This window comes from Microbacterium sp. MF43, from assembly GCF_012847295.1.
GTDB lineage: Bacteria > Actinomycetota > Actinomycetes > Actinomycetales > Microbacteriaceae > Microbacterium.
This window is the reverse complement of sequence record NZ_JABBDY010000003.1, coordinates 155,912-176,903: the sequence shown is the minus strand read 5'-3', so window position 1 is coordinate 176,903 and position 20,992 is coordinate 155,912. Positions and strand designations below refer to the sequence as shown.

Genomic DNA, 20,992 nt, shown 5'->3' with positions numbered 1-20,992 from the left:
CGGCGCTTCCGACAGGCAGTCACCGATCCGACGGCGCGATCTGCTCGAGCGCCTCGACGATCGGAAGGAAGCGGTGAAGTCCGCCCTCGATGTGGTCGCGCATACGGGCCGCTGCCAGAGAGCCGTCGCCCGCGATGATCGCGTCGGCGATGGCAGTGTGATCGGCGATCGTGCGGGCCGCAGCTCCCGCCTGGTCGAAGCGAGCGAGCGCCGGCTCCAGGCGCGCAGCGGCACGGGGTTCGTCCACCGCTGAGAGCGACGCGAGGTACAGCCGCAGGAAGTGCAGGTGGAAGTGCATGCGCTCGAACGATTGCGCGACCAGGGAGTTCCCGCCCAACTCCGCGATCCTTCCGTGGAACCTCAGGTCGTGCTCGATCAGCGCACGGAGGACGTCGGCCTCGACCGGGCCCGCCGCTGAGGCGCCCCGCGCGAGCTCGGATCGGAGGTCGTCCGCTGCGGCAGCGCCGACCGACACGGCTGCGTGCTCAGCGGTGAACTGCTCCAAGAGGATGCGGAACTGCGTGAGCTCCTCGAATTCACGAGGAGTGAGCAGGGGTGTCGTCGAGTATCCGCGCAAGGGGCGCTTGACCACCAGTCCGTCGGACTCGAGTCGCGCGAGCGCCTCGCGAACGGGAGTCGGCGACACATCGAGACGCGCCGAGAGCGCATCGATGTTGACCCGAGCCCCGGGGGGCAGATCGTGGTCGAGGATGAGATCGCGGATGACGACGTAGATGTCGTCGGAGAGCACCGAACGACCGACGAAGCCGCCGAAACGCAGTTCGCTCACGAGTCACCTCTCCGGGCGCGGGTGGTTGCCAGGGCTACGACGTTACCGCCGTTCGGCCCGCGACCCGGGCTCAGACCCGCGGCACCCGCTGACAGTGAGGACAATAGTGGCTCGACCTGTTGGTGAACGAGACGCGCACGATCGGTCGGCCGCACCGCGGGCACGGCTCGCCGGTGCGGCCGTACGCGTTCAGCGAGTGTGCGAAGTACCCCGCCTGCCCGTTCACGTTCACGTATTGTGCGTCGAAGCTCGTGCCGCCCTCGGCGAGGGCCTTCTCGAGCACGCTCCGCACGTCGCCCAGCAGCCGGTTCACGGCTCGGGTCGGCAGGTCTCGTGCGAGTGTGTCGGGATGGATGCGGGCTGCCCACAGGGACTCGTCGGCATAGATGTTGCCCACTCCGCTCACGATGGTCTGATCGAGCAGCACGCGTTTGATCGCCGAGGCCTTCGTCGCGAGCGCGGCTCGGAACCGCCTCGGGTCGAACGCCGGATCGAGCGGGTCACGTGCGATGTGCGAGACCTGCTGGGGGACGGATGCCTCGGCACTCCCGTACCCGCCGGGTGCGCCGTCCGGTGTCGGCACGAGCTCGTCGATGGCGAGGGAGCCGAAAGTGCGCTGGTCGGCGAAGACCACCGACACCTCGCCGTGACGAGGGTGGACGAGGTCGAATCGCACGCGCTCGTGGCGCTCGGGTGCGGAGCCGGGTGACCGGAGGAGGAGTTGACCGCTCATACCGAGGTGCCCGACGACGGCATCGGCGGGCGAGGCATCCGGATGCGGACTCTGCAGCGGCAGCCACAGGAACTTGCCTCGACGCGCGGCGCCGAGGATCACCCTGCCCGTGAGCGCCGCTTCGAAATGCGCGCCGTCACCCGGATGGCGCGTCAGCGACCGTTCATCGCTCACCGAGACACCGAGGACGGTCGCGCCCGTCACCGCGGGAGCGAGGCCGGATCGGACGACCTCGACCTCGGGGAGTTCAGGCACGCCCGCTGAGCTCCTGCCACGCGCGGAGCGCGGCTGCCATCTCGGCCGTCTTCTTGCTCGATCCCGCGCCCTGGGCCGAGACGTCGCCGACGACCACCGTCGCCGTGAACTGTCGGTCGTGATCGGGGCCCGTGGACGACACGGAGTAGGCCGGAGGCTGGAGTCCGGAACGCGCGGCCAGCTCCTGCAGGCTGGTCTTGGGATCCATGGCGGCGCCGTACCGCTCCGGGTCCGCCAGGAGGGGCTCCACAAGGCTCAGGACCAGGGCGGTGGCGGCATCCGGTCCCGCCGACAGGTAGGTGGCTCCGATGACCGCCTCCATGGTGTCGGCGAGGATCGAGTCCTTGTCTCGCCCCCCGGTGAGGTCCTCACCGCGTCCGAGCCGCAGGTGCTCGCCCAATCCGATGCCGCGGGCGATCTCAGCCAGCGCGATCGTCGAGACGACGCTCGCCCGCCGCTTGGCGAGGGCGCCCTCCTCGAGTTCGGGATGCGCGGTGAACAGGCGCACCGTCACAGCCTGCCCGAGAACGGAATCGCCGAGGAACTCGAGGCGCTCGTTGTGCGGCACCTGCCCGTGCTCGTACGCCCAGGAGCGATGTGTGAGCGCAAGCGACAGAAGCTCGGGGTCGATCTCGACCCCGAGCTTCTGGCTGAGTTGAGTGAGCGCGAGGCGCTCAGAGATGACGTCGGTCACGTCGCCGTCAGGGCGATCAGACGTCGGCGACCTTGCGGCCCTTGTACTCGAGGAACAGCTCCGTGCCCTGCGAGTCGGTGACGACCTTCGCCTGGTGGGGACGGCTGTAGACGACCTTGCCGTTCTCGACCGTCTTGACCAGCGTGGGGGCCTCGGCCTTCCACTGCGCGCGACGCGAGCGCGTGTTGGAACGGGAGACCTTCCGCTTCGGGGGGTTGCCTGCCATAGCTAGCTCTCTTCTGTGTTCTCGACGCCTGGGCGCGGTGCTTCGTCGTCGTGGTCTGTGGTGTATCCCTGGAGCGCGGCCCATCGAGGATCGAGGGGCTCGTGCTGCTCTGTGCCGGTGCTCGCGGTCAGTCGCTCACCCGTGGCCGGATCGAGGCCGGGGCAATCCGGCTGACACACCGGCTGAAACGGAAGCGATAGGACAATCGCATCCCTGACCAGAGTTTCAAGATCCACGTGGTCGTCTTGAACCTCGAAGTCAGTTGCTTCGTCACCAGGATACGCGAAAAGCTCCTGAAACTCGACTCGGACGTCCCGGGCGATGTCTGTGAGGCATCGTCCGCAGACACCGGTGTACTCGGTGTCTGCGCTCCCCGACACGAGAATGCCCTCGTGCACCGACTCCACGCGGACGTCGAGGTCGATGGGCTCACCGGCGTCCACCGACACCAGTCCCTCGCCCCACTTCTCGGGCGCCTGCACATCCCGTTCGAACTCGCGCATCTCGCCCGGACGGTGCACGATGTCGCGGACGCGGATCGCGAACGGACCCGTCACATGCTGTCTGACCACGAGAGACCATCGTAGTCGCGGCCTCCTGGACAAGGCCCGAACGCGGCGGTGCGCCGACTCAGGCTGAGCCGGCCCCGGTGTCGAGGAATCGGGCGACCGCCGGCGGCACGAACGGCGAGACATCACCGCCGAGCGCGGCCACCTGCCGGACCAGCGAGCTCGAGACGAGCGCGTGCGCAGGATCAGGGAGCAGGAACACGGTCTCGACGTGCGCGAGATGCCGGTTCACGATCGCCATCGGGGTCTCGTAGGCGACATCGACCTGCGAGCGGATGCCCTTCACCAGCACACCGGCACCGACGTCGGTCGCGTAGTCCACGAGAAGGCCCACGCTCCATGACGCCACGACGACGTCGCCGTCGATGTCGCTCTCGGCGATCGACTGCTCCAGCAGGGTGAGCCGCTGTGCGATCGGCAGCATGGCCTCCTTGCCGGGATTGTGGACCACGAGCACGTGCAGTTGGTCGTAGAGCGTCGCTGCGCGGCGGATGACGTCGAGATGACCGAGGGTCGGCGGGTCGAATGACCCGGGGACGACGGCGATCCGGCTGTTCATGCGCTCAGCCTATCCGCAGGCCGCTGCCTTCCCGGGCCCGTGGCGCGCCGGTCAGTTCTTCGCGAGAGCAGCCCGCTCCGCCATCCCGACACGGCGCTCGATCGCCGCGGCAAGGCCGGGGTGGCGCAACAGGGCGGGATCGTCCTCGAGCACCCGCTCGGCTGCCGTGCGGGCTTCGGCGATGATGTCGGCGTCCTTCACCACCCGCAGCAGGCGCAGCGACGACCGCGCACCGGACTGCGCGTCACCGAGGACATCGCCCTCGCCGCGAAGCTCGAGATCGACCTCCGCGAGCTCGAAGCCGTCGAGCGTCGAGGCGACCGCCTCGACGCGGGCGCGGGCGGGGGACCCGGCACCGGCCTCGGTCACGAGCAGGCAGAGTCCGGGCAGGCCGCCGCGGCCGACGCGGCCGCGCAACTGGTGCAGCTGCGAGACCCCGAACCGGTCGGCCTCGAGGATCACCATCGTCGACGCGTTCGGCACATCGACGCCGACCTCGACGACCGTCGTCGCGACGAGCACGTCGACGTCTCCCCGCGCGAACGCCTGCATGACGGCGTCCTTGTCGTCGGACGGCATCTTGCCGTGGAGGATCTCCACGCGGATGGATGAGAAGGACGGATGCCGCGAGAGCAGGTCCGCCACCTGTACGACGCCCCACCGCGTGCGGTTCGCCTCACCGCCCTCGTCGCCCGGAGATTCGTCGGCGGTGTCGTCCTTCACGAGCGCCTCGGCGTCGATCGCGGCACACACCACGAACGCCTGGCGCCGCTGCGCGACCTCCTCGGCGATCCGGTCCCACACCCGGCCGAACCATGCGGGCTTCTCGGCGAGCGGTGCCACGAACGTCTCGATACCGGCGCGGCCGGCGGGCATCGTGCGGATGGTCGACACGTCCAGGTCGCCGAAGACGGTCATCGCGACCGTCCGGGGAATGGGCGTCGCCGTCAGCACCAGTGCGTGCGGCGAGGAGCCCTTCCCGCGCAGCTGCTCGCGCTGCTCGACGCCGAAGCGGTGCTGCTCGTCGACCACCACGAGCCCCAGATCGGCGAACGTCGTGGTCTCGCTCAGCAGCGCATGCGTGCCGACGACGATGCGTGCCTGACCCGAGGCGACCCGGAGTGCGGCCTTGCGCCGTTCGGCTGCCGGCAGCTGACCCGTCAGCAGCGTCGGCATCAGCTCGGGTGCGAGCCGGGGCCCGAGCATGCGCGCGATGGATCGCAGGTGCTGCGCCGCGAGGACCTCGGTGGGCGCGATGAGTGCGGACTGGCCGCCGCTCTGGGCGACCTGCAACATGGCGCGCAGCGCGACCAGGGTCTTGCCGGATCCGACCTCGCCCTGCACGAGACGGTTCATCGGCCAATCCGCCACCAGATCGCGCTCGATCTCATCCCCTACGCTGACCTGATCCGACGTGCGCGCGAACGGAAGACTCGCGTCGAAGCGCTCGAGCAGTTCTCCAGGAGCGCGCTTGGTCGCCGAGAGCGCACGCACGAACGCGCGCTGCTGAAGGAGAGCGGCCTGCAGCACGAACGCCTCGTGCATCCGCAGCGTCTGCCGGGCGGGCTCGATCTGGTCGGCGAATTCCGGCCGATGCACACGGTCGAGCGCCGCGCGGGCCTCGAGCAATCCGTCGCGAGCGCGCAGCTCTGCGGGCAGTGGATCGTCGATCGGTCCGAGCCCGTCGAGCACGAGGTCGACGATCTTCTTGAGCTGCCAGCTCGCGACCGTGCTCGTGGCGGGGTAGATCGGGATCGGCAGGTTCGCATACGCCTCAGCCGTGAGCCGCGCCGTCGCCTCGTCGTCGAAGAGCTCGTAGTCGGGATGCGTCAGCTGCTTGGTGCCGCGGTACTCCCCCACTTTGCCGGCGAAGATGCCGCGGCGACCGGGACGGAGGTCCTTGACCCGCCACGACTGATTGAAGAACGTCAGCGACAGGTCCCCCTGCCCGTCGCTGATGGTCACCTCGAGGATCGAGCCGCGACGATTCTGCATGCGGCGCTCCCCCGCGCGCTTGACCTCGGCGACGATCGTGACCGCCTCGCCGACAGGAAGCGAGGAGATCGGGGTCAGCTCGCCCCGCTTGGCGTAGCGACGGGGATAGTGCGACAGCAGGTCGCCCACCGTCCGCATGCCGAAGGCCCGCTCGAGCGCCGTCGCCGTCTTGCCTCCCACGGCGCCATCCAGGCGCGACTCGAGGGTGAACGACGACATGCGACGAGTCTAGGTTCGCCCGGCGACGCCCGCCTGTCGGCGGACCCCCAGCCGACGCGCGTAGCGTGGCGGGATGCTCCGACGACTCGTCTCCCGCATCTATTGGGCCTGCAGTCGCTGGACCCTCTCCACGGAACCCGCACCCGGGCGTCCCACCCTGCTCCTCGGTGTGCCGCACACGTCGAACTGGGACTTCGTCCTCATGCTGGGCATCGCGTGGCGCCTCGGGATCCCTGTGCGCTGGCTGGGCAAGTCCAGCCTCTTCCGGGGCTGGCGGGGGCCGATCATGAGGCGACTGGGCGGGATTCCCGTGAACCGCTCCGATCCCTCGAGCGTCGTCGCCGACGTCGTCGCCCGGATCCGCGGAGGCGAGGAGTTCGGACTCGTCGTCACGCCGGAGGGGACGCGCGGCGGCAGCGGCTACTGGAAGTCGGGCTTCTACCGGATCGCCCGCGAGGCGGGCCTCCCCGTGACGCTGGGCTATGTCGACCGCACCACGATGACCACAGGACTGGGGCCGACGATCGAGCTCACGGGCGACGTCGCCGCCGACATGGACGTCATCCGCGCCTTCTACGCGGACAAGTCGGGTCTCCGGCCCGAGCGTCGCACCGAGCCTCGCCTCCGCGACGAGAACCCGACGCCGATCGCACCCTGATCCCGCGGGATATCGTGGGCGTGTGACGCGCATCATCTCCGGCCGGGCCGGCTCGCTCACGCTCGAGGTGCCCGATGCCGGCACACGCCCGACGAGCGACCGCGTGCGGGAGTCCCTTTTCGGCGCGCTGGAGTCCGCCGACGCGATTCGCGGCGCCGCGGTGCTGGATCTCTACGCCGGCTCGGGTGCGCTGGGTCTCGAGGCGATGAGCCGCGGAGCGGCGCGGGCCGATCTCGTCGAGAAGGCTCCGCGTGCGGCATCCGCCGTCCAGCGCAACGCCGTGCGCGTAGGCAAGGCGATCGCGCGCGACGGGCCGATCGCGGTCCATCGCACGTCGGCGGCCGGCTACCTGCACGTCCCCCGTGGCCCGTACGATCTGGTGTTCGTCGATCCGCCGTACGACCTCCCCGAGCACGAGCTCACCGCCGTCCTCGAGCTGCTGGTTCCGGCGCTCTCGGAGAACGCGATCGTCGTGGTGGAGCGCGCCAAGCGCTCCCCGGAGCCCGCCCTTCCGACAGGACTGATCGCCGATCGGTCCAAGAGCTACGGCGACACCACCCTGTGGTGGGCGGTCGCGGAAGGCTGACTCAGCCGGTGCGGGAGTCCCAGTCGCGGTAGGGATCCCAGCCGCCGCGACCGTCGTGGGGCACGCCGTCGACGAGCACGTCGTGGTCTCCGCGCGGGGCCGCGTGGCCGATGCGCCGGAACCCTTCGGGCAGCGTCCGCTCCGGGGGGAAGGTCGCCAAGAGCGCGTGATCCTCGCCGCCCGCCAGCGCAGAGGCGACATCGGGACCCAGCGCCGCTGCGTCGAGCAGGACCGAGACACCGGATGCCGCGGCCAGCCGCGACGCATCGAGAACGAGCCCGTCCGACACATCCATCATCGCCGTCGCGCCGGCGTCGGCCGCCGCCGCGCCGAGAGCGACGGGAGGCCGCGGGCGCAGCTGCACATCCAGGCACGCGCGCTCGTCGGCGGAGAGCAGGGTCGGATCGACCGGCGTGGGGGCGGCCGAGGCATCCGTGAATCGCGCGAACAGCAGCTCGAGGCCGCGTGCCGCGTGCCCGAGCGCTCCCGCGACGGCGACGACATCGCCGGCACGGGCGCCCGACCGCAGCACCGGAGCGCGTCCGTCGAGTGAGCCGAGCGCCGTCACCGCGATCGTGAGGGTGTCGGACACCGTGAGGTCGCCGCCTTCGACGTCGCATCCGGGGGCCAGTTGGTCGCACGCCGCGCGCAGGCCCGCCGCGAGGCCCTCGACGAAGGAGATCCGCGTCGCGTCGGGCATCGCAAGGGCCACGAGGAGAGCGATCGGACGTGCGCCCATCGCAGCGACGTCGGCCAGGTTGACGGCGGCGGCCTTCCACCCGAGGTCGAACGCGCTCGACCAGGCCAGGCGGAAGTCCGGGCCGTGCACGAGTGTGTCGACGGTCGCCACGACGCGGCCGTCCGGCGTCTCCAGGACGGCGGCATCGTCGCCCGGCCCGACCTGCGCGCGCGAGGGACCCAGCCGGTCGAGGATCCGCCGGAGGATCGCGCCCTCGGAGAGCTCGCCGACGGTGGGATCGGGTTGCGGGTCGGTCACACGTCCACGCTACCGTCGCGCGATCGGCCGGCCTCCCCGCGGCTTAGGCTGGATGGGTGCCCCGCCGCTCCCGTGCCGCCGCCTCTCTCGTGGTCGTCGCAGCGATCGCCCTGACCGGCTGCGCCGGCACCGTCTCGATGCAGCCCGCGCCCGACGCCGACGACCCGGCGTGCGCCGACCTGACGGTTCGCCTGCCCGGCACCCTCGCCGGCGAACCGCGCCGCTGGACCGACGCCCAGGCGACGGGCGCGTGGGGCGACCCGGCGGCCGTCCTGTTCACGTGCGGGGTCGAGCCGATCGGCCCGACGACGCTTCCCTGCCAGACCGTCAACGGGGTCGACTGGGTGATCGACGAGTCGGAGGCTCCCTCGTATCGGGTCACCAGCTTCGGGCGAGTGCCGGCCGTGGAGGTGTACCTCGACAACGACGTCGTCTCGAGCGCCGACGTCCTCGACGCTCTGTCCACGCTCGTCGCGCAGCTCCCGGCCGACGGGTCGACCTGTCTCGAGCGCGGACCAGCCTCCGGCTGACCCGTCGTGAAAGCCCGCTCAGGCCCGCTCGAGCGCGGTGTCGATGAGCTCGGTGATCAGCTCCGGGTAGGTGAGCCCGGACGCGATCCAGCACTTGGGGAACATCGAGATCGGAGTGAAGCCCGGCATCGTGTTGAGCTCGTTGACGAACAGGCCCCCGTTCGTCAGGAAGAAGTCGACGCGCGCGAGCCCGCGTCCGTCCACGGCCTCGAACGCCCGCACGCCCATCTCCTGGATCGCTGCGATCTCGTCCCCGGTCAGGTCGGCCGGGCACACGACATCGGCGCCGTCGCCACCGAGGTACTTGCCCTCGAAATCGTAGAACTCCCGCGTCGTCAGCACGATCTCGCCGGGCAGGGATGCGCGCGTCGGCCCGCCGCGACGACCCTCGAGAACGGCGACCTCGACCTCTCGGCCCACGATCGCCGACTCGATGAGGACCTTGTCGTCCTCATCGAAGGCCAGCTCGAGCGCGGCGGCGAACTCGGAGGGGTCGTGCACCTTGGAGACCCCCACGCTCGAGCCCGCGCGCGCCGGCTTGACGAAGGTCGGCTCTCCGAGCCTGGCGGCATCGGCCTGGACGCCCGCCGGATCGGTCTCCCAGCGTCGGCGTGTCACGGTCACCCACGGCGCGACCGGCACTCCGGCGGCTTCCAGCACGATCTTCATGAAGTGCTTGTCCATGCACAGCGCCGAGTCGAGCACCCCGCCACCTGCGTAGGGGATCTCGAGGGTGTCGAAGAAGCCCTGGATCGTGCCGTCCTCGCCGTGAACGCCGTGAAGGATGGGGAGCACGACGTCCAGGCGGCCGAGCTCGTCCACGGCGCCGTCGGCGCGGCGGACGCGGAGCACCCGATCGCCGACCTCCGGCCACAGCACGCGCGTGCCGTTGTCGCGCACCTCCGGCAGCCGATCGGCGTCGAGAGCGAACTTGTCGGGATCGTCGTCCTCGAGCACGAAGACGCCCTCTCGCGTGATCCCCACCGGGATCACGCGATAGCGATCACGATCGATCGCCCGAAGCACCCCGCCCGCCGTTGCGGAACTGATCGAGTGCTCGCTGGATCGACCGCCAAAGAGCACCGCCACCGCCGGCCTGTCCATTCTGCGTCCTCTCGCCCTTGGGGGTGTCGTCGTCCGTCGTCAGATGCGGCGCGATGTCGCGCGGGTTCATGGTTCCGTCGAGCACCATCTTCACCTGCTCGACGATCGGCATGTCGACGCCGACCTCGCGCGCGAGCTGAAGGATCGGTGCGACCGAGGCGAGCCCCTCTGCCGTCTGGTTCATCTGCTTGACGACGTCGTCGAAGCGGTAGCCCTGGCCGAGCAGGCGCCCAGCGGTGTTGTTGCGGCTGAGGGGCGACTGGCACGTCGCGATCAGGTCGCCGAGCCCGGCGAGGCCTTGCAGCGTCTCGGGGTGCGCCCCGAACGCGACCGCGAAGTCGGTCATCTCGACGAGCCCGCGCGTGATGATCGAGGCCTTCGTGTTCTCGCCGTAGCCCACGCCGTCGACGATCCCGATGGCGACGGCGATGAGGTTCTTCAGCACACCGCCGAACTCGGTACCGATCACGTCGGTGTTCACGAACGTGCGGAAGTAGTCGTTGCGCGCACGCCGGGCCACCGCGTCGGCGGTCTCCTGGCTCGTCGACGAGATCACGGCAGCGGTGGGCTGCTCCCGTGCGATCTCGAGGGCGAGGTTGGGTCCGGATGCCACGGCGATCCGGGCAGGATCGCAGTGCAGCTCCTGCTCGATGACCTCACTCATCCGCAGGCCGGTGCGTCGCTCGACGCCCTTCATCAGCGACACGATCGGCACATCGCTGCGCGAGACGAGCGGGCGGACCGCCTTCAGGTTCTGTCGAACCGCCTGGCTGGGAATCGACAGGTACACCTGCTCGGCGCCCTCCAGCGCCTCGGACAGATGGTGGGTCGCACGCATGCTGCGCGGCAGGTTGATGCCGGGCAGGTACTGGCTGTTCCGCTTGGCTTCGTGGATCTCGCTGGCGAGCTCCGGCCGTCGCGCCCACATCGTGACGGTGGCGCCGCCGTCGGCGAGGATCTTTCCGAACGTGGTCCCCCAGCTGCCGGCGCCGATGACGGCGACGCGCGGGCGAGAGGCATCCTGTCTACGACTCAAGGCGGCCCGTCTCCTTCTGACCATGGTCCGCCGGATTCCAGCGTTCGGCCGGGGCGGGCTCGTCGCGCAGTCGCGAGAGCAGCCGGGCGATGTCTGCCATGACACGGTCGGTCGCGGCGATGAGGTTCGCGGACTGCCCGGCGCCTCTGAAGGACGACAGATCGACCGGGTCACCGAAGATCACCCGCACGCGACGACGGAGCGGCCACAGCTTCAGCTTGCCGTAGCGCGGCATGACCTGCTGCACGCCCCAATGCGCCATGGGGATGACCGGGATGTCGTCGGCCAGCGCGAGACGCACAGCACCGGTCTTCCCGCGCATCGGCCAGAGCGCCGGCTCGCGTGTGAGCGTGCCCTCCGGGTAGACGATCACGCCCCGGCCGAGCCGCACAAGAGTCTCGGAGGTCTCGAGCGTCTGCCGAGCCGACGCCGCCGACGAGGAGCGCGCGACCGGCACCATGCCCGTCACCCGGAGTACCCATCCGAGCACGGGGACGCGGAAGAGGCTCTCCTTGGCCATGAAGCGCGGTGCACGACCGGCCTTCCAGACCGCCAGGGCGACGGCGAGCGGATCGGCCTCGGAGTAGTGATTGGGCGCGAGGACGTACGCACCCTCGCGCGGGAGCTTCTCGGCGCCTTCGATCTGGAGCTTGAACAGCAGCGCGATGAGGGGGGCGGCGATCGCGGCGATCGGCCAGAAGACGCTCGGGCGCGTCTTCTCTCGTGACGCCGGCGGCATCGGGGACGAGGGAGTCACCGGGCTATCCGATGACGTCGAAGTCGGCGCCGAGCGTGTCGAGCTTGGTGAGGAACTTCTCGTAGCCGCGGCGGATGATCCCCACGTTGCGGACGATCGACTCGCCCTGCGCCGCGAGGGCCGCGATCACGTAGCTGTAGCCGCCGCGCAGGTCGGGCACGACGACGTCCGCACCGTGAAGCGGCGTGGGACCGTTGATCACGGCCGCCTGCTCCAGCTCGCGCCGGCCGACGCGGCGGTTCGGCGCATCGATGCCGTGCGGGTGCACGACGATGTCGGCGCCCATCTGGTTGAGGGCCTGGGTGAATCCCAGCCGGTTCTCGTACACCGTCTCGTGCACGACCGACTCCCCCTCGGCCTGCGTGAGAGCCACGATCAGCGGCTGCTGCCAGTCCGTCATGAAGCCCGGGTGCACGTCGGTCTCGACCATCACCGGCTTGAGCGCACCGCCCCGGCGGAACTGGATGCCGTCCTCGTGGATGTCGAACCAGCCGCCCGCCTTGCGGAAGACGTTGAGGAAGGTGAGCATCTCCTGCTGCTTGGCGCCGCCGACGAAGATGTCGCCGTCCGTGGCCAGCGCGGCGCAGGCCCACGACGCGGCCTCGTTGCGGTCGAAGATCGCCCGGTGGTCGTACCCGCGCAGCTCGTCGACGCCCTCGATCAGGATGACGCGGTTCGGCTCGTAGGAGATGATCGCGCCCATCTTCTGCAGGACCGCGATGAGATCCATGATCTCGGGCTCGATCGCCGCGTTGCGCAGCTCGGTCGTGCCCTTCGCCTTGACAGCGGTCAGCAGCACCTGCTCCGTCGCGCCCACGCTCGGGTACGGAAGGTGGATGTTCGCGCCGTGGAGACCGTTCGGTGCCGTGATCCGGATGCCCTCGTAGCTCTTGTCGACGATCGCGCCGAACGCGCGCAGCGCGTCCATGTGGAAGTTGATCGGACGGTCGCCGATGCGGCAGCCGCCGAGGTCGGGGATGAGCGCCTCGCCCAGAAGGTGGAGCAGCGGTCCGCAGAACAGGATCGGAATGCGCGACGCGCCGGCGTGCGCGTCGATCGCCTCGAAGTGCGCCGCGACGGCGCCGCTGGGATCGAAGTGGAGCGTGCCGTCGGTCTCGCCGTCCCATACCTTCACGCCGTGGACTTCCAGCAGCGAGCGCACGACCTGCACGTCGCTGATGTCCGGGACGTCGTGGAGCGTGCTCGTCGTCTCACCCAGGAGGGCCGCCACCATCGCCTTGGTCACGAGGTTCTTGGCGCCCTTGACCTCGACGCGTCCGGTCAGCGGACGCCCGCCGCGGATCGCGAGGACCTCGCCGGCCGGTTCGCCACCGGCGGGAGGGGTGGGCGTAACGCTGAGAGCGGACTTCATCCGGTGGACCTCACTTGGTGTGTTCGAGGGACGGCTGGGGCGGATCCGGCGCCGGGGTCGGGCGTCGGTCCTGGCTTACGGAACGGGAAGCGTCCGCGGCCGCCAAGCCTCGCGGCGAGCCTCGAACTGCGCGATTCGTTCTTCGCTGCGCAGCGTGAGCCCGATGTCGTCGAGCCCTTCGAGAAGCCGCCACCTAGTGTAATCGTCGATGTCGAATGCGAGCTCGCGATCGCCGATCGCCGCGGTTCGCGCCTCGAGATCGACCGTCATGTTCACGCCCGGATCGGCCTCGATGGCCGCCCACACCGCTTCGAGGTCGGCCTCGGAGATGACTCCCGTGACCAGTCCCTGCTTGCCGGCGTTCCCGCGGAAGATGTCGGCGAACTTCGGGCTGAGCACCACTCTGAAGCCGAAGTCGCGCAGCGCCCAGACCGCGTGCTCGCGGCTGGAGCCGGTGCCGAAGTCGGGTCCGGCGACGAGGATGCTCGCCCCGGCATAGGCGGGCTGGTTCAGGACGAATTCGGGGTCCTGCCGCCAGTTCGCGAAGAGCGCGTCCTCGAAGCCGGTCTTCGTCACGCGCTTGAGGTACACCGCCGGGATGATCTGGTCGGTGTCGACCGCAGAGCGCCGCAGCGGCGCGGCCACCCCGGTGTGAGTCGTGAACTTGTCCATGTCAGGCCTCCGCTCCCGCCGCGACGGTCGTCTCCGACGGAATGGGATCGAGGTCGCTCGGGCTCGACAGCGTCCCTCGAACCGCCGTGGCGGCGGCGACGAGCGGCGACACCAGATGGGTGCGGCCGCCCTTGCCCTGTCGCCCTTCGAAGTTGCGGTTGCTCGTCGACGCACAGCGCTCCCCCGGAGCGAGCTGATCGGGGTTCATGCCCAGGCACATCGAGCACCCTGCGAAGCGCCATTCGGCGCCGAACTCCGTGAAGATCCTGTCGAGGCCCTCGGCCTCGGCTTCGAGCCGCACGCGTGCCGAGCCGGGAACGACCATCACGCGGACGTTCTCCGCCTTCGTGCGACCTCTGATCACCGAGGCGAACGCGCGGAGATCCTCGATGCGGCTGTTGGTGCACGAGCCCATGAAGACAGCGTCGACGGGAACGGCCTTCAGAGGCGTTCCGGGCGCGAGGTCCATGTAATCGAGCGCCCGCTCGGCGGCCGCGCGTTCATTGGGATCGGCGATGTCGTCGGGTGTCGGCACGACGCCCGACAGCGAGACACCCTGACCGGGGTTCGTCCCCCACGTGACGAACGGCTCGAGCTCGTTCGCGTCGAGATAGACCTCGGCGTCGTAGACGGCGCCCTCGTCGCTCGGAAGCGTGCGCCAGTAGGCGACGGCGTCGTCCCAGTCCTGACCGGTGGGCGCGTGGTCGCGCCCCTTCACGTAGTCGAACGTGATGTCGTCGGGAGCGACCATGCCGGCGCGCGCCCCCGCCTCGATCGACATGTTGCAGATCGTCATGCGGCCCTCCATCGAGAGGGAGCGGATGGCACTGCCGCGGAACTCGAGCACGTAGCCCTGCCCGCCGTTGGCGCCGATCTTCGCGATGATCGCCAGCACGATGTCTTTCGCGGTGACGCCCGGCTTCAGCTCGCCCTCGACCGTGACGGCCATCGTCTTGAAGGGCTTCAGCGGCAGGGTCTGCGTCGCGAGGACGTGCTCGACCTCGCTTGTGCCGATGCCGAACGCCATGGCGCCGAACGCGCCGTGGGTCGAGGTGTGGCTGTCGCCGCACACCACCGTGATGCCGGGCATCGTGAGGCCGAGCTGGGGCCCGACGACGTGCACGATGCCCTGCTCCTTGTCGCCGAGGGAGTGCAGGCGCACGCCGAACTCCGCGGCGTTGCGGCGGAGCGTCTCGATCTGCGTCCGGCTCGTGAGGTCGGCGATCGGCTTGTCGATGTCGATCGTCGGCGTGTTGTGGTCTTCGGTGGCGATCGTCAGGTCGAGACGACGGACCGGGCGGCCCTCGGCACGGAGGCCGTCGAACGCCTGCGGACTGGTCACCTCGTGCACGAGGTGGAGGTCGATGTAGATCAGATCTGGCTGGCCGTCCTCGCCCTTGACGACGAGGTGGTCGTCCCACACCTTCTCAGCGAGGGTGCGCGGCCGATCGGGGATGCCGGATGTCTGGGAAGTGCTCACTGCTCGGTTCTCCTCTAGAAGGGACTCTGCCCTCAGTGGGTGGGGCCCGCGACGAACTCCGCGACGAGTGAGGCCTGGGAACTAGGACTCGTCGCGGCCGCTAAGAAGAAGGCGAGCGATCCGCACCGGCCCAGGTTACCACCGGCCGCCGAGCGTGCGACCCGCACGCTCCGCCTCAGACCGCCTGCCGCTGCGCGATGAGCGGGCAGTCGAAGGGGTCGCGCTCCCCCAGTCCGACGCGATTGATGTGGCGGACGACGATGCCGTAGGACTTCCACAGGCCGGTCACCGTGTACGGCACGCCCTTCTTCTCGCAGTAGGACGCGACGATCGGCGCGGCACGGCGCAGGTGCGGGCGCGGCATCGAGGGGAAGAGGTGATGCTCGATCTGGTAGTTCAAGCCGCCCATCGCGACGTCGAGTGCCTTCGATCCGCGAATGTTGCGACTCATGACGACCTGACGGGTGAGGAAGTCCAAGCGGGTCCCCGCCGGAACGAGGGGCATCCCCTTGTGATTCGGCGCGAAAGCCATTCCCATGTACACGCCGAACAGCCCGAGCTGCACCGCCAGGAAGACCGCGGCGATCCCGGGCGAGAGCACCAGGAAGACCAGCGCGACGAATCCACCGAGGCGGAGAGTGAGGAAGGCGATCTCCACCCAGCGCCGATCGACGTGCTCGCGTGCGACGACCCTCCGCACGCCCGAGGCGTGAAGGGAAAGTCCCTCGAGCAGGAGGATCGGGAAGAAGAAGACGCCCTGGTGGGCGACCATCCAGCGTGCGAACCCGGACCGCTGCGCTCTCACCTGCTCGGGAGTGAAGGCGATGACGGGCAGCTCGATGTCGGGGTCCGACCCGATCTTGTTCGGATTGGCGTGGTGGCGCGTGTGCTTGTGGCGCCACCACCCGTAGCTCATGCCGACGAGCAGGTCGCCGAGCACGAGGCTGATCCAGTCGTTCCATCGCCCCGACACGAAGATCTGGCGATGCGCGGCGTCATGGCCGAGCATCGCGATCTGCGTGAACAGCACCGCGAAGCCCACCGCCGTGAACAGCTGCCACCAGGTGTCGCCGATGAGGATGAACGCGACGATGCCTGCCGCCAGCACGACAGGCATCGCCACGAGTTTCGTCCAGTAGTAGCCGTAGCGGCGGCGCATCAGACCCGAGTCGCGGACGATCGCCGCCAGCTCGGTGAAGTCGCTTTCGGCCCGCGCGGGTCCCCGGGGCTTCGTCGCGATGATTCCAGGAGCCATCTCGACCTCCTTGGGTCGATCAAGGCGGCGGGCGGACCCCGCTGTCCTGTTTCGGACGCTACGCCCGGTTGCTGAACGCCCTCACAGCGCGGACGCAGGCAACGTCCAGCCCGTCAGCGCTCGGTTCGCGGCGGCTCCACGGTCGGCGGCGTGCCCTTCTCCTCGGCGACCACGGTGGCCGCCTCGGCTGCCGCCTCGGTTCCAGCAGGCGCCTCGGCCGCGGCGAGGGCGGCTGCGGCATCCGTCCTCCTGTCACGCGCCGACGCGACGAGGCTCGCGACCGTGGCGACCGTCATGGCGACCACGATCACTCCGAGCGACATCCAGGTCGAGATCTCGGGGGCCCACTCGATGTGCTCGCCGTTGTTGATGAACGGCAGCTCGTTGACGTGCATGGCGTGGAAGATCAGCTTCACGCCGATGAACGCGAGGATGAACGCGATGCCGTAGTGGAGGTAGCGCAGCCGATCGAGCAGGTCGCCGAGCAGGAAGTAGAGCTGTCGCAGTCCCATGAGGGCGAAGATGTTCGCCGTGAACACGATGAACGGGCTCTGCGTGATGCCGAAGATCGCGGGGATGGAGTCGATCGCGAAGAGGAGATCGGTCACGCCGATCGCCGCGAAGACGATGATCATCGGCGTGAACATCTTCTTGCCGTCCACGACGGTGCGGATCTTGGCGCCGTCGTAGGTCTCGCTGATGTCGATCGTGCGGCGCAGCAGGCGGACGATGAAGTTCTCCTGCTTCACGTCCGAATCGTGGTCACCGCCGGGGAAGGCCTGACGCCACGCCGTCCACACCAGGAACGCGCCGAAGATGTAGAACACCCAGCTCCACTGCTCGATGATCGCAGCGCCCAGCATGATGAAGATCCCACGCAGGATGAGCGCGATGATGATGCCCACCATCAGCACCTCCTGCTGGTACCGGCGAGGCACCGCGAACTGGCTCATGATGAGCACGAACACGAAGAGGTTGTCGATCGACAGGCTGTACTCGGTGAGCCAGCCGGCGACGAACTGGCCGGCGTATTCGGGGCCCGCGATCAGCCACATGATCCCGGCGAAGAGCAGCGCCAGGGTGACGTAGAACACCACCCACAGCGTGGACTCCCGCGTGGACGGGATGTGCGGACGCTTGAGGATGAGCAGCAGATCGCCGAGGAGGATGAGCGTCAGGAGGACGAGCGATCCGATCTCGAACCACAGTGGGAGGACGAGGTCCATTCAGGGCCTTTCGGGGAAGCGTTGGAGGGGTACGACGGACGTCGAAAGTCTCTCCCCGCGGCTCGTCGGCCGCGTCGCGCACCCGGGGCCTCACTATCGGGACCCGTGATGACGGATGCGCGCTCGCGGGATACTCCCTCTCGCCCTACCAGAATACAGGCAGGCGGATGCCGCAGCCGCCGCGCCGAGACGATCCGGTCCTCCGCGACACTGACCGGGTGAGAGACAATGGTGCTCCGCGACGACGCCCCGCACGGCGCCGCCGCGGACCCGAAGGACGGGGCATGCCACAGGACATCGAGCGGGACGACGCTGCGCTCGTGGCGCAGGCGGCGGCAGGCAGCGAACACGCCTTCCGTGCGCTGTACCGCGCCTACGTGCGCCCCGTGTACTGGCTCGCCCACGGGCTGGTGGGGAACGCGGCCGACGCGGAGGACGTGACCCAGGAGACATTCCTCGTCGCGTGGCGGAAGCTGCCGGGCCTCGAGCTCGCGAGCGACTCGCTGCTCCCGTGGCTGGCGACGGTGTGCCGCTTCCAGGCGGCCAATCGCATCCGGCGTCAGAAGCGCGATCGCGAGCACACCGCGGCGGCAGCCGACGAGACGCTCCCCGACACGGTCAGCGTCGAGGAGCAGGTGATCGGCGCCGACCTGGCGGCGCGCATCCTGCAGGAGGTGCAGGGTCTCAGTGCGCTCGACCGCGAGATCTTCCGGCTCTGCGCTGCCGAGGGGTACGCCTACCAGGTGGCCGCCGATGAGCTCGGCGTGGCGCACGGGGTCGTCCGCAATCGTCTCTCCCGCATCCGCACGCGACTGCGGACCGTTGTGAAGGAGAGCACATGAGCACGCAGCAGCCCACGGGCGCGCCGGCGGAGCTTCCCGAACTCAGCGCGCAGCGCATCGACGAGATCGAAGAGGCGCTGTTCGCGGACATCGCGCACGAGCGCACCACCCGACGCGCACGGACCGCGCGTCGGGGGCGCATCTGGATGGCCGGCGGTGCAGCAGCGGCTGTCATCGCCGTCGCCGCGATCATCGCCCCCACGGTCGTGCCTCTGGTCTCCCCCGGTGGCGGGACGAGCGACTCCTCCGCGGAGCCCGGCCTCGCGCCCGACGCACCGACCGAGTCATCCGGCGACAGCGGCGCCGCGACGACGGAGGACAGCGGCGGCGGAGCCGACGGCGACCTGAGCGGCGGATCCACCCTCGTCGACCCGGGCGACGAGCAGCGCGACATCATCACCACCGCGTCGGCGACCGTCGTGGTGGACGATGTGGCTGTCGCGGTCCGCATCGTCGGCAACAGCGCGGTCGCCCACGGCGGATACGTCGAGTCGATGAATGTGGGCACGAAGGGCGCTCCCGTCGATCCCGAGACCGGTGTCGCCTACGACAGCATGCCGTACCCCTATCCGTACCCGACCGAGGGCGCCTGGATCACCGTTCGCGTGCCCTCCGAGGAGCTTCCCGCGGTCATCGACGAATTGAGCGGAATCGGAGAGGTGACCACCTCGGCGATCAACCGCCAGGACGTGACGGAGCAGACAGTCGATCTCGAGGCGCGCATCGAGGCGGCGCAGGCGTCGGTGGACCGGCTGACGTCGCTCCTCGCCGAGGCAACGAGCGTCGCCGACCTCATCGCCGCCGAAGCGGCGCTCTCGGAGCGTCAGGCGCTGCTCGAGTCCTACCAGCAGCAGCTGGAGATGCTCGAGAGCCAAGTCGCGATGTCGACGCTCACGGTGAGCCTGACACCGAGGGTCGAGACCGTCGAGGCCGACCCCGCAGGCTTCACCGACGGCCTCGCCGCCGGGTGGAACGGACTCATCGCGGCGCTCAACGGCATCGTCATCGCTCTCGGATTCCTCCTCCCCTGGCTCGCGGTCGCGGGCGTGATCGCCCTCCTCGTGTGGGCGATCGTGCGCTGGGTGCGCACCCGCAGGCAGCGCAGACGAGCGGATGCCTCGGCGGCCGCGACGTCGGAGTCGAAGGTGGACGAGACGCTGGGGTGAGGGACGGGTGCTCTCAGCCCACCCGGCATACGCAACGAAAGAAGCCCGGTCCTGTGGACCGGGCTTCTTTCGTGTGTTGTGACCCCAGCGGGATTCGAACCCGCGTTACCGCCGTGAGAGGGCGGCGTACTAGGCCGCTATACGATGGGGCCTTTTTCGCAACCGTTCGATTATGCCACGGTGCTCATGCGCTCTCCAAATCGAGGCGGGAATGGTCTGCGCGCTTGCCCGAGGGGGGTGCGCAGAGTTGACTCGCAGCATGCGAGTGACCAAGTTCGAGCACGCCACCCTCACGCTCCTCGAGGCCGGGAGGACCCTCGTGGTCGACCCTGGTTCGTACACGGCTCCCCTGGCCGATCTCGAGGAGGTCGTGGGAATCGTGATCACCCATGAGCATCCCGACCACTGGACGCCGGACCACCTCGACCGGCTGATCAAGGCGTACCCGGGGATCCCCGTCTATGCGCCGGAGGGCGCCGCGAAGGCCGCCGCAGGGTACGAGGTCACGGTCGTCCGCCCGGGCGACGTCGTCGAACTCGACCCGTTCCGGCTGGAGTTCTTCGGCGGAAAGCACGCGGTGATCCACGAGTCGATCCCCGTGATCGACAATGTCGGCGTGCTCGTCAACGACGGCTTCTACTACCCGGGCGACTCGTACGCCGTGCCCGACGGAAAGGACGTTCGCCTGCTGGCCGCTCCCGTGGGGGCGCCGTGGCTCAAGATCGGCGAGGCCATGGACTTCGTTCTCGCCGTCGCCCCGCGGCAGGCCTTCGGAACGCACGACATGACGCTGTCGCGCATCGGCCGGGACATGGGCCGCGCCCGCCTTCGCTGGGCCGTCGAACAGCATGGCGGCGAGTTCCTCGAGCTCGAGCCGGGCGAGGGCACCGACATCTGAGACCCGCCCGGATCGTCCCCACGAACAGACGACGGATGCCGCAGCGGCTTCGATCTGCGGCATCCGTCGTCTCGTCTCGCGCCGGAGCGCTATTGTGCGTCGAGATCCGTCTCGAGCAGTTCGACGAGCTCGTCGAGAGCCTGCTCGGCGCCGTCCCCCTCGGCCTTGAGTGTCACGACCGTACCATGCGAGGCGCCCAGCCCCATGAGGGAGAGGATGCTGCCCGCGTTGAGGTCGGGGCCTCCGTCGACCGCGATGGTCACCGGCACCTTCTTCTCCTGCACCGCCTGCACGAAAAGCTTCGCGGGGCGTGCGTGCAGTCCCGAGCTGCTCGCGATGGTGGCCTGACGTTGTGCCATGTCTGTCTCCTTGA

At 69.4% G+C, this 20,992-nt stretch carries 23 protein-coding genes and 1 tRNA gene; 6 read left to right on the top strand and 18 right to left on the bottom strand.

Annotated features, from left to right (window positions below):
• Nucleotides 1-19 precede the first annotated feature (19 nt).
• The 7 genes from HF323_RS09250 to HF323_RS09220 form a co-directional block, all read right to left on the bottom strand.
• A complete protein-coding gene (locus tag HF323_RS09250; protein WP_169582306.1) occupies nt 20-790 on the bottom strand; it encodes a GntR family transcriptional regulator in 771 nt (256 codons plus the stop codon).
• 70 nt (nt 791-860) lie between these two features.
• The gene (gene mutM, locus HF323_RS09245) at nt 861-1,778 is read right to left on the bottom strand and encodes a bifunctional DNA-formamidopyrimidine glycosylase/DNA-(apurinic or apyrimidinic site) lyase (protein ID WP_169582305.1); all 918 of its coding nucleotides are present in this window, start codon (nt 1,776-1,778) and stop codon (nt 861-863) included.
• The gene (gene rnc, locus HF323_RS09240; protein WP_188241682.1) at nt 1,771-2,472 is read right to left on the bottom strand and encodes a ribonuclease III; all 702 of its coding nucleotides are present in this window, start codon (nt 2,470-2,472) and stop codon (nt 1,771-1,773) included. Before rnc ends, mutM begins: the two co-directional genes overlap by 8 nt.
• 16 nt (nt 2,473-2,488) lie before the next feature.
• Nucleotides 2,489-2,698, bottom strand: a complete 210-nt coding sequence (rpmF, locus tag HF323_RS09235) for a 50S ribosomal protein L32 (RefSeq protein WP_127818873.1) — start codon at nt 2,696-2,698, stop codon at nt 2,489-2,491.
• A 2-nt stretch (nt 2,699-2,700) separates the two neighbouring features.
• A complete protein-coding gene (locus HF323_RS09230) occupies nt 2,701-3,255 on the bottom strand; it encodes a YceD family protein (protein WP_169582811.1) in 555 nt (184 codons plus the stop codon).
• A 73-nt stretch (nt 3,256-3,328) separates the two neighbouring features.
• On the bottom strand, nt 3,329-3,826 hold the full coding sequence (gene coaD, locus HF323_RS09225; RefSeq protein ID WP_169582304.1) for a pantetheine-phosphate adenylyltransferase: 498 nt from the start codon (nt 3,824-3,826) through the stop codon (nt 3,329-3,331).
• 51 nt (nt 3,827-3,877) lie between these two features.
• On the bottom strand, nt 3,878-6,040 hold the full coding sequence (locus HF323_RS09220) for an ATP-dependent DNA helicase RecG (RefSeq protein WP_169582303.1): 2,163 nt from the start codon (nt 6,038-6,040) through the stop codon (nt 3,878-3,880).
• A 73-nt stretch (nt 6,041-6,113) separates the two neighbouring features.
• Here HF323_RS09220 and HF323_RS09215 point away from each other — a divergent pair, with 73 nt between their 5' ends.
• Nucleotides 6,114-6,698: a 1-acyl-sn-glycerol-3-phosphate acyltransferase gene (locus tag HF323_RS09215; protein WP_169582302.1), complete on the top strand. Its 585-nt coding sequence runs from the start codon at nt 6,114-6,116 to the stop codon at nt 6,696-6,698.
• Between the two features lie 22 nt (nt 6,699-6,720).
• Nucleotides 6,721-7,284, top strand: coding sequence for an RsmD family RNA methyltransferase (locus HF323_RS09210; protein ID WP_169582301.1), 564 nt, complete (start codon nt 6,721-6,723; stop codon nt 7,282-7,284).
• Between the two features lies 1 nt (nt 7,285).
• On the opposite strand, the gene thiL is transcribed toward HF323_RS09210, so the two are convergent.
• Nucleotides 7,286-8,281 (bottom strand): thiamine-phosphate kinase, encoded by a 996-nt coding sequence (gene thiL / locus HF323_RS09205; RefSeq protein ID WP_169582300.1) that lies wholly within the window; start codon nt 8,279-8,281, stop codon nt 7,286-7,288.
• A gap of 56 nt (nt 8,282-8,337) precedes the next feature.
• Here thiL and HF323_RS09200 point away from each other — a divergent pair, with 56 nt between their 5' ends.
• A complete protein-coding gene (locus HF323_RS09200; RefSeq protein WP_317451042.1) occupies nt 8,338-8,811 on the top strand; it encodes a DUF3515 family protein in 474 nt (157 codons plus the stop codon).
• A gap of 18 nt (nt 8,812-8,829) precedes the next feature.
• Here the strand turns inward: HF323_RS09200 and HF323_RS09195 are convergent, their stop codons facing one another.
• From HF323_RS09195 to HF323_RS09160, 8 genes are all read right to left on the bottom strand, one after another.
• Nucleotides 8,830-9,915 (bottom strand): D-alanine--D-alanine ligase family protein, encoded by a 1,086-nt coding sequence (locus HF323_RS09195; RefSeq protein WP_169582299.1) that lies wholly within the window; start codon nt 9,913-9,915, stop codon nt 8,830-8,832.
• Complete coding sequence (locus HF323_RS09190) at nt 9,815-10,975, bottom strand: NAD(P)H-dependent glycerol-3-phosphate dehydrogenase (RefSeq protein ID WP_169582298.1); 1,161 nt, start codon at nt 10,973-10,975, stop codon at nt 9,815-9,817. The genes HF323_RS09195 and HF323_RS09190 overlap by 101 nt, the downstream gene beginning before the upstream one ends.
• Nucleotides 10,941-11,690: a lysophospholipid acyltransferase family protein gene (locus HF323_RS09185; protein WP_169582809.1), complete on the bottom strand. Its 750-nt coding sequence runs from the start codon at nt 11,688-11,690 to the stop codon at nt 10,941-10,943. The genes HF323_RS09190 and HF323_RS09185 overlap by 35 nt, the downstream gene beginning before the upstream one ends.
• 22 nt (nt 11,691-11,712) lie before the next feature.
• The gene (murA, locus tag HF323_RS09180) at nt 11,713-13,080 is read right to left on the bottom strand and encodes a UDP-N-acetylglucosamine 1-carboxyvinyltransferase (RefSeq protein ID WP_169582297.1); all 1,368 of its coding nucleotides are present in this window, start codon (nt 13,078-13,080) and stop codon (nt 11,713-11,715) included.
• A 75-nt stretch (nt 13,081-13,155) separates the two neighbouring features.
• Nucleotides 13,156-13,752 carry a 3-isopropylmalate dehydratase small subunit gene (gene leuD / locus HF323_RS09175; protein WP_169582296.1) on the bottom strand — a complete coding sequence of 199 codons (597 nt, stop codon included), beginning with the start codon at nt 13,750-13,752 and terminating at the stop codon, nt 13,156-13,158.
• 1 nt (nt 13,753) lies between these two features.
• A complete protein-coding gene (leuC, locus tag HF323_RS09170) occupies nt 13,754-15,232 on the bottom strand; it encodes a 3-isopropylmalate dehydratase large subunit (RefSeq protein WP_188241681.1) in 1,479 nt (492 codons plus the stop codon).
• Between the two features lie 175 nt (nt 15,233-15,407).
• Nucleotides 15,408-16,487, bottom strand: a complete 1,080-nt coding sequence (locus HF323_RS09165) for an acyl-CoA desaturase (RefSeq protein WP_169582295.1) — start codon at nt 16,485-16,487, stop codon at nt 15,408-15,410.
• 113 nt (nt 16,488-16,600) lie between these two features.
• Entirely contained in the window at nt 16,601-17,713 is a 1,113-nt protein-coding gene (locus HF323_RS09160) for a TerC family protein (protein WP_169582294.1), read from the bottom strand.
• A 284-nt stretch (nt 17,714-17,997) separates the two neighbouring features.
• On the opposite strand from HF323_RS09160, the gene HF323_RS09155 reads away from it, so the two are divergent.
• Nucleotides 17,998-18,555, top strand: coding sequence for a sigma-70 family RNA polymerase sigma factor (locus tag HF323_RS09155; RefSeq protein WP_169582293.1), 558 nt, complete (start codon nt 17,998-18,000; stop codon nt 18,553-18,555).
• Complete coding sequence (locus HF323_RS09150) at nt 18,552-19,721, top strand: DUF4349 domain-containing protein (protein WP_169582292.1); 1,170 nt, start codon at nt 18,552-18,554, stop codon at nt 19,719-19,721. The genes HF323_RS09155 and HF323_RS09150 overlap by 4 nt, the downstream gene beginning before the upstream one ends.
• A gap of 79 nt (nt 19,722-19,800) precedes the next feature.
• Here HF323_RS09150 and HF323_RS09145 read toward each other — a convergent pair.
• Nucleotides 19,801-19,873 (bottom strand) — tRNA-Glu (locus tag HF323_RS09145).
• Between the two features lie 107 nt (nt 19,874-19,980).
• On the opposite strand from HF323_RS09145, the gene HF323_RS09140 reads away from it, so the two are divergent.
• Nucleotides 19,981-20,619: an MBL fold metallo-hydrolase gene (locus tag HF323_RS09140; protein ID WP_169582291.1), complete on the top strand. Its 639-nt coding sequence runs from the start codon at nt 19,981-19,983 to the stop codon at nt 20,617-20,619.
• 89 nt (nt 20,620-20,708) lie between these two features.
• Here the strand turns inward: HF323_RS09140 and HF323_RS09135 are convergent, their stop codons facing one another.
• Nucleotides 20,709-20,978 carry an HPr family phosphocarrier protein gene (locus HF323_RS09135; protein ID WP_169582290.1) on the bottom strand — a complete coding sequence of 90 codons (270 nt, stop codon included), beginning with the start codon at nt 20,976-20,978 and terminating at the stop codon, nt 20,709-20,711.
• Nucleotides 20,979-20,992: the final 14 nt, after the last annotated feature.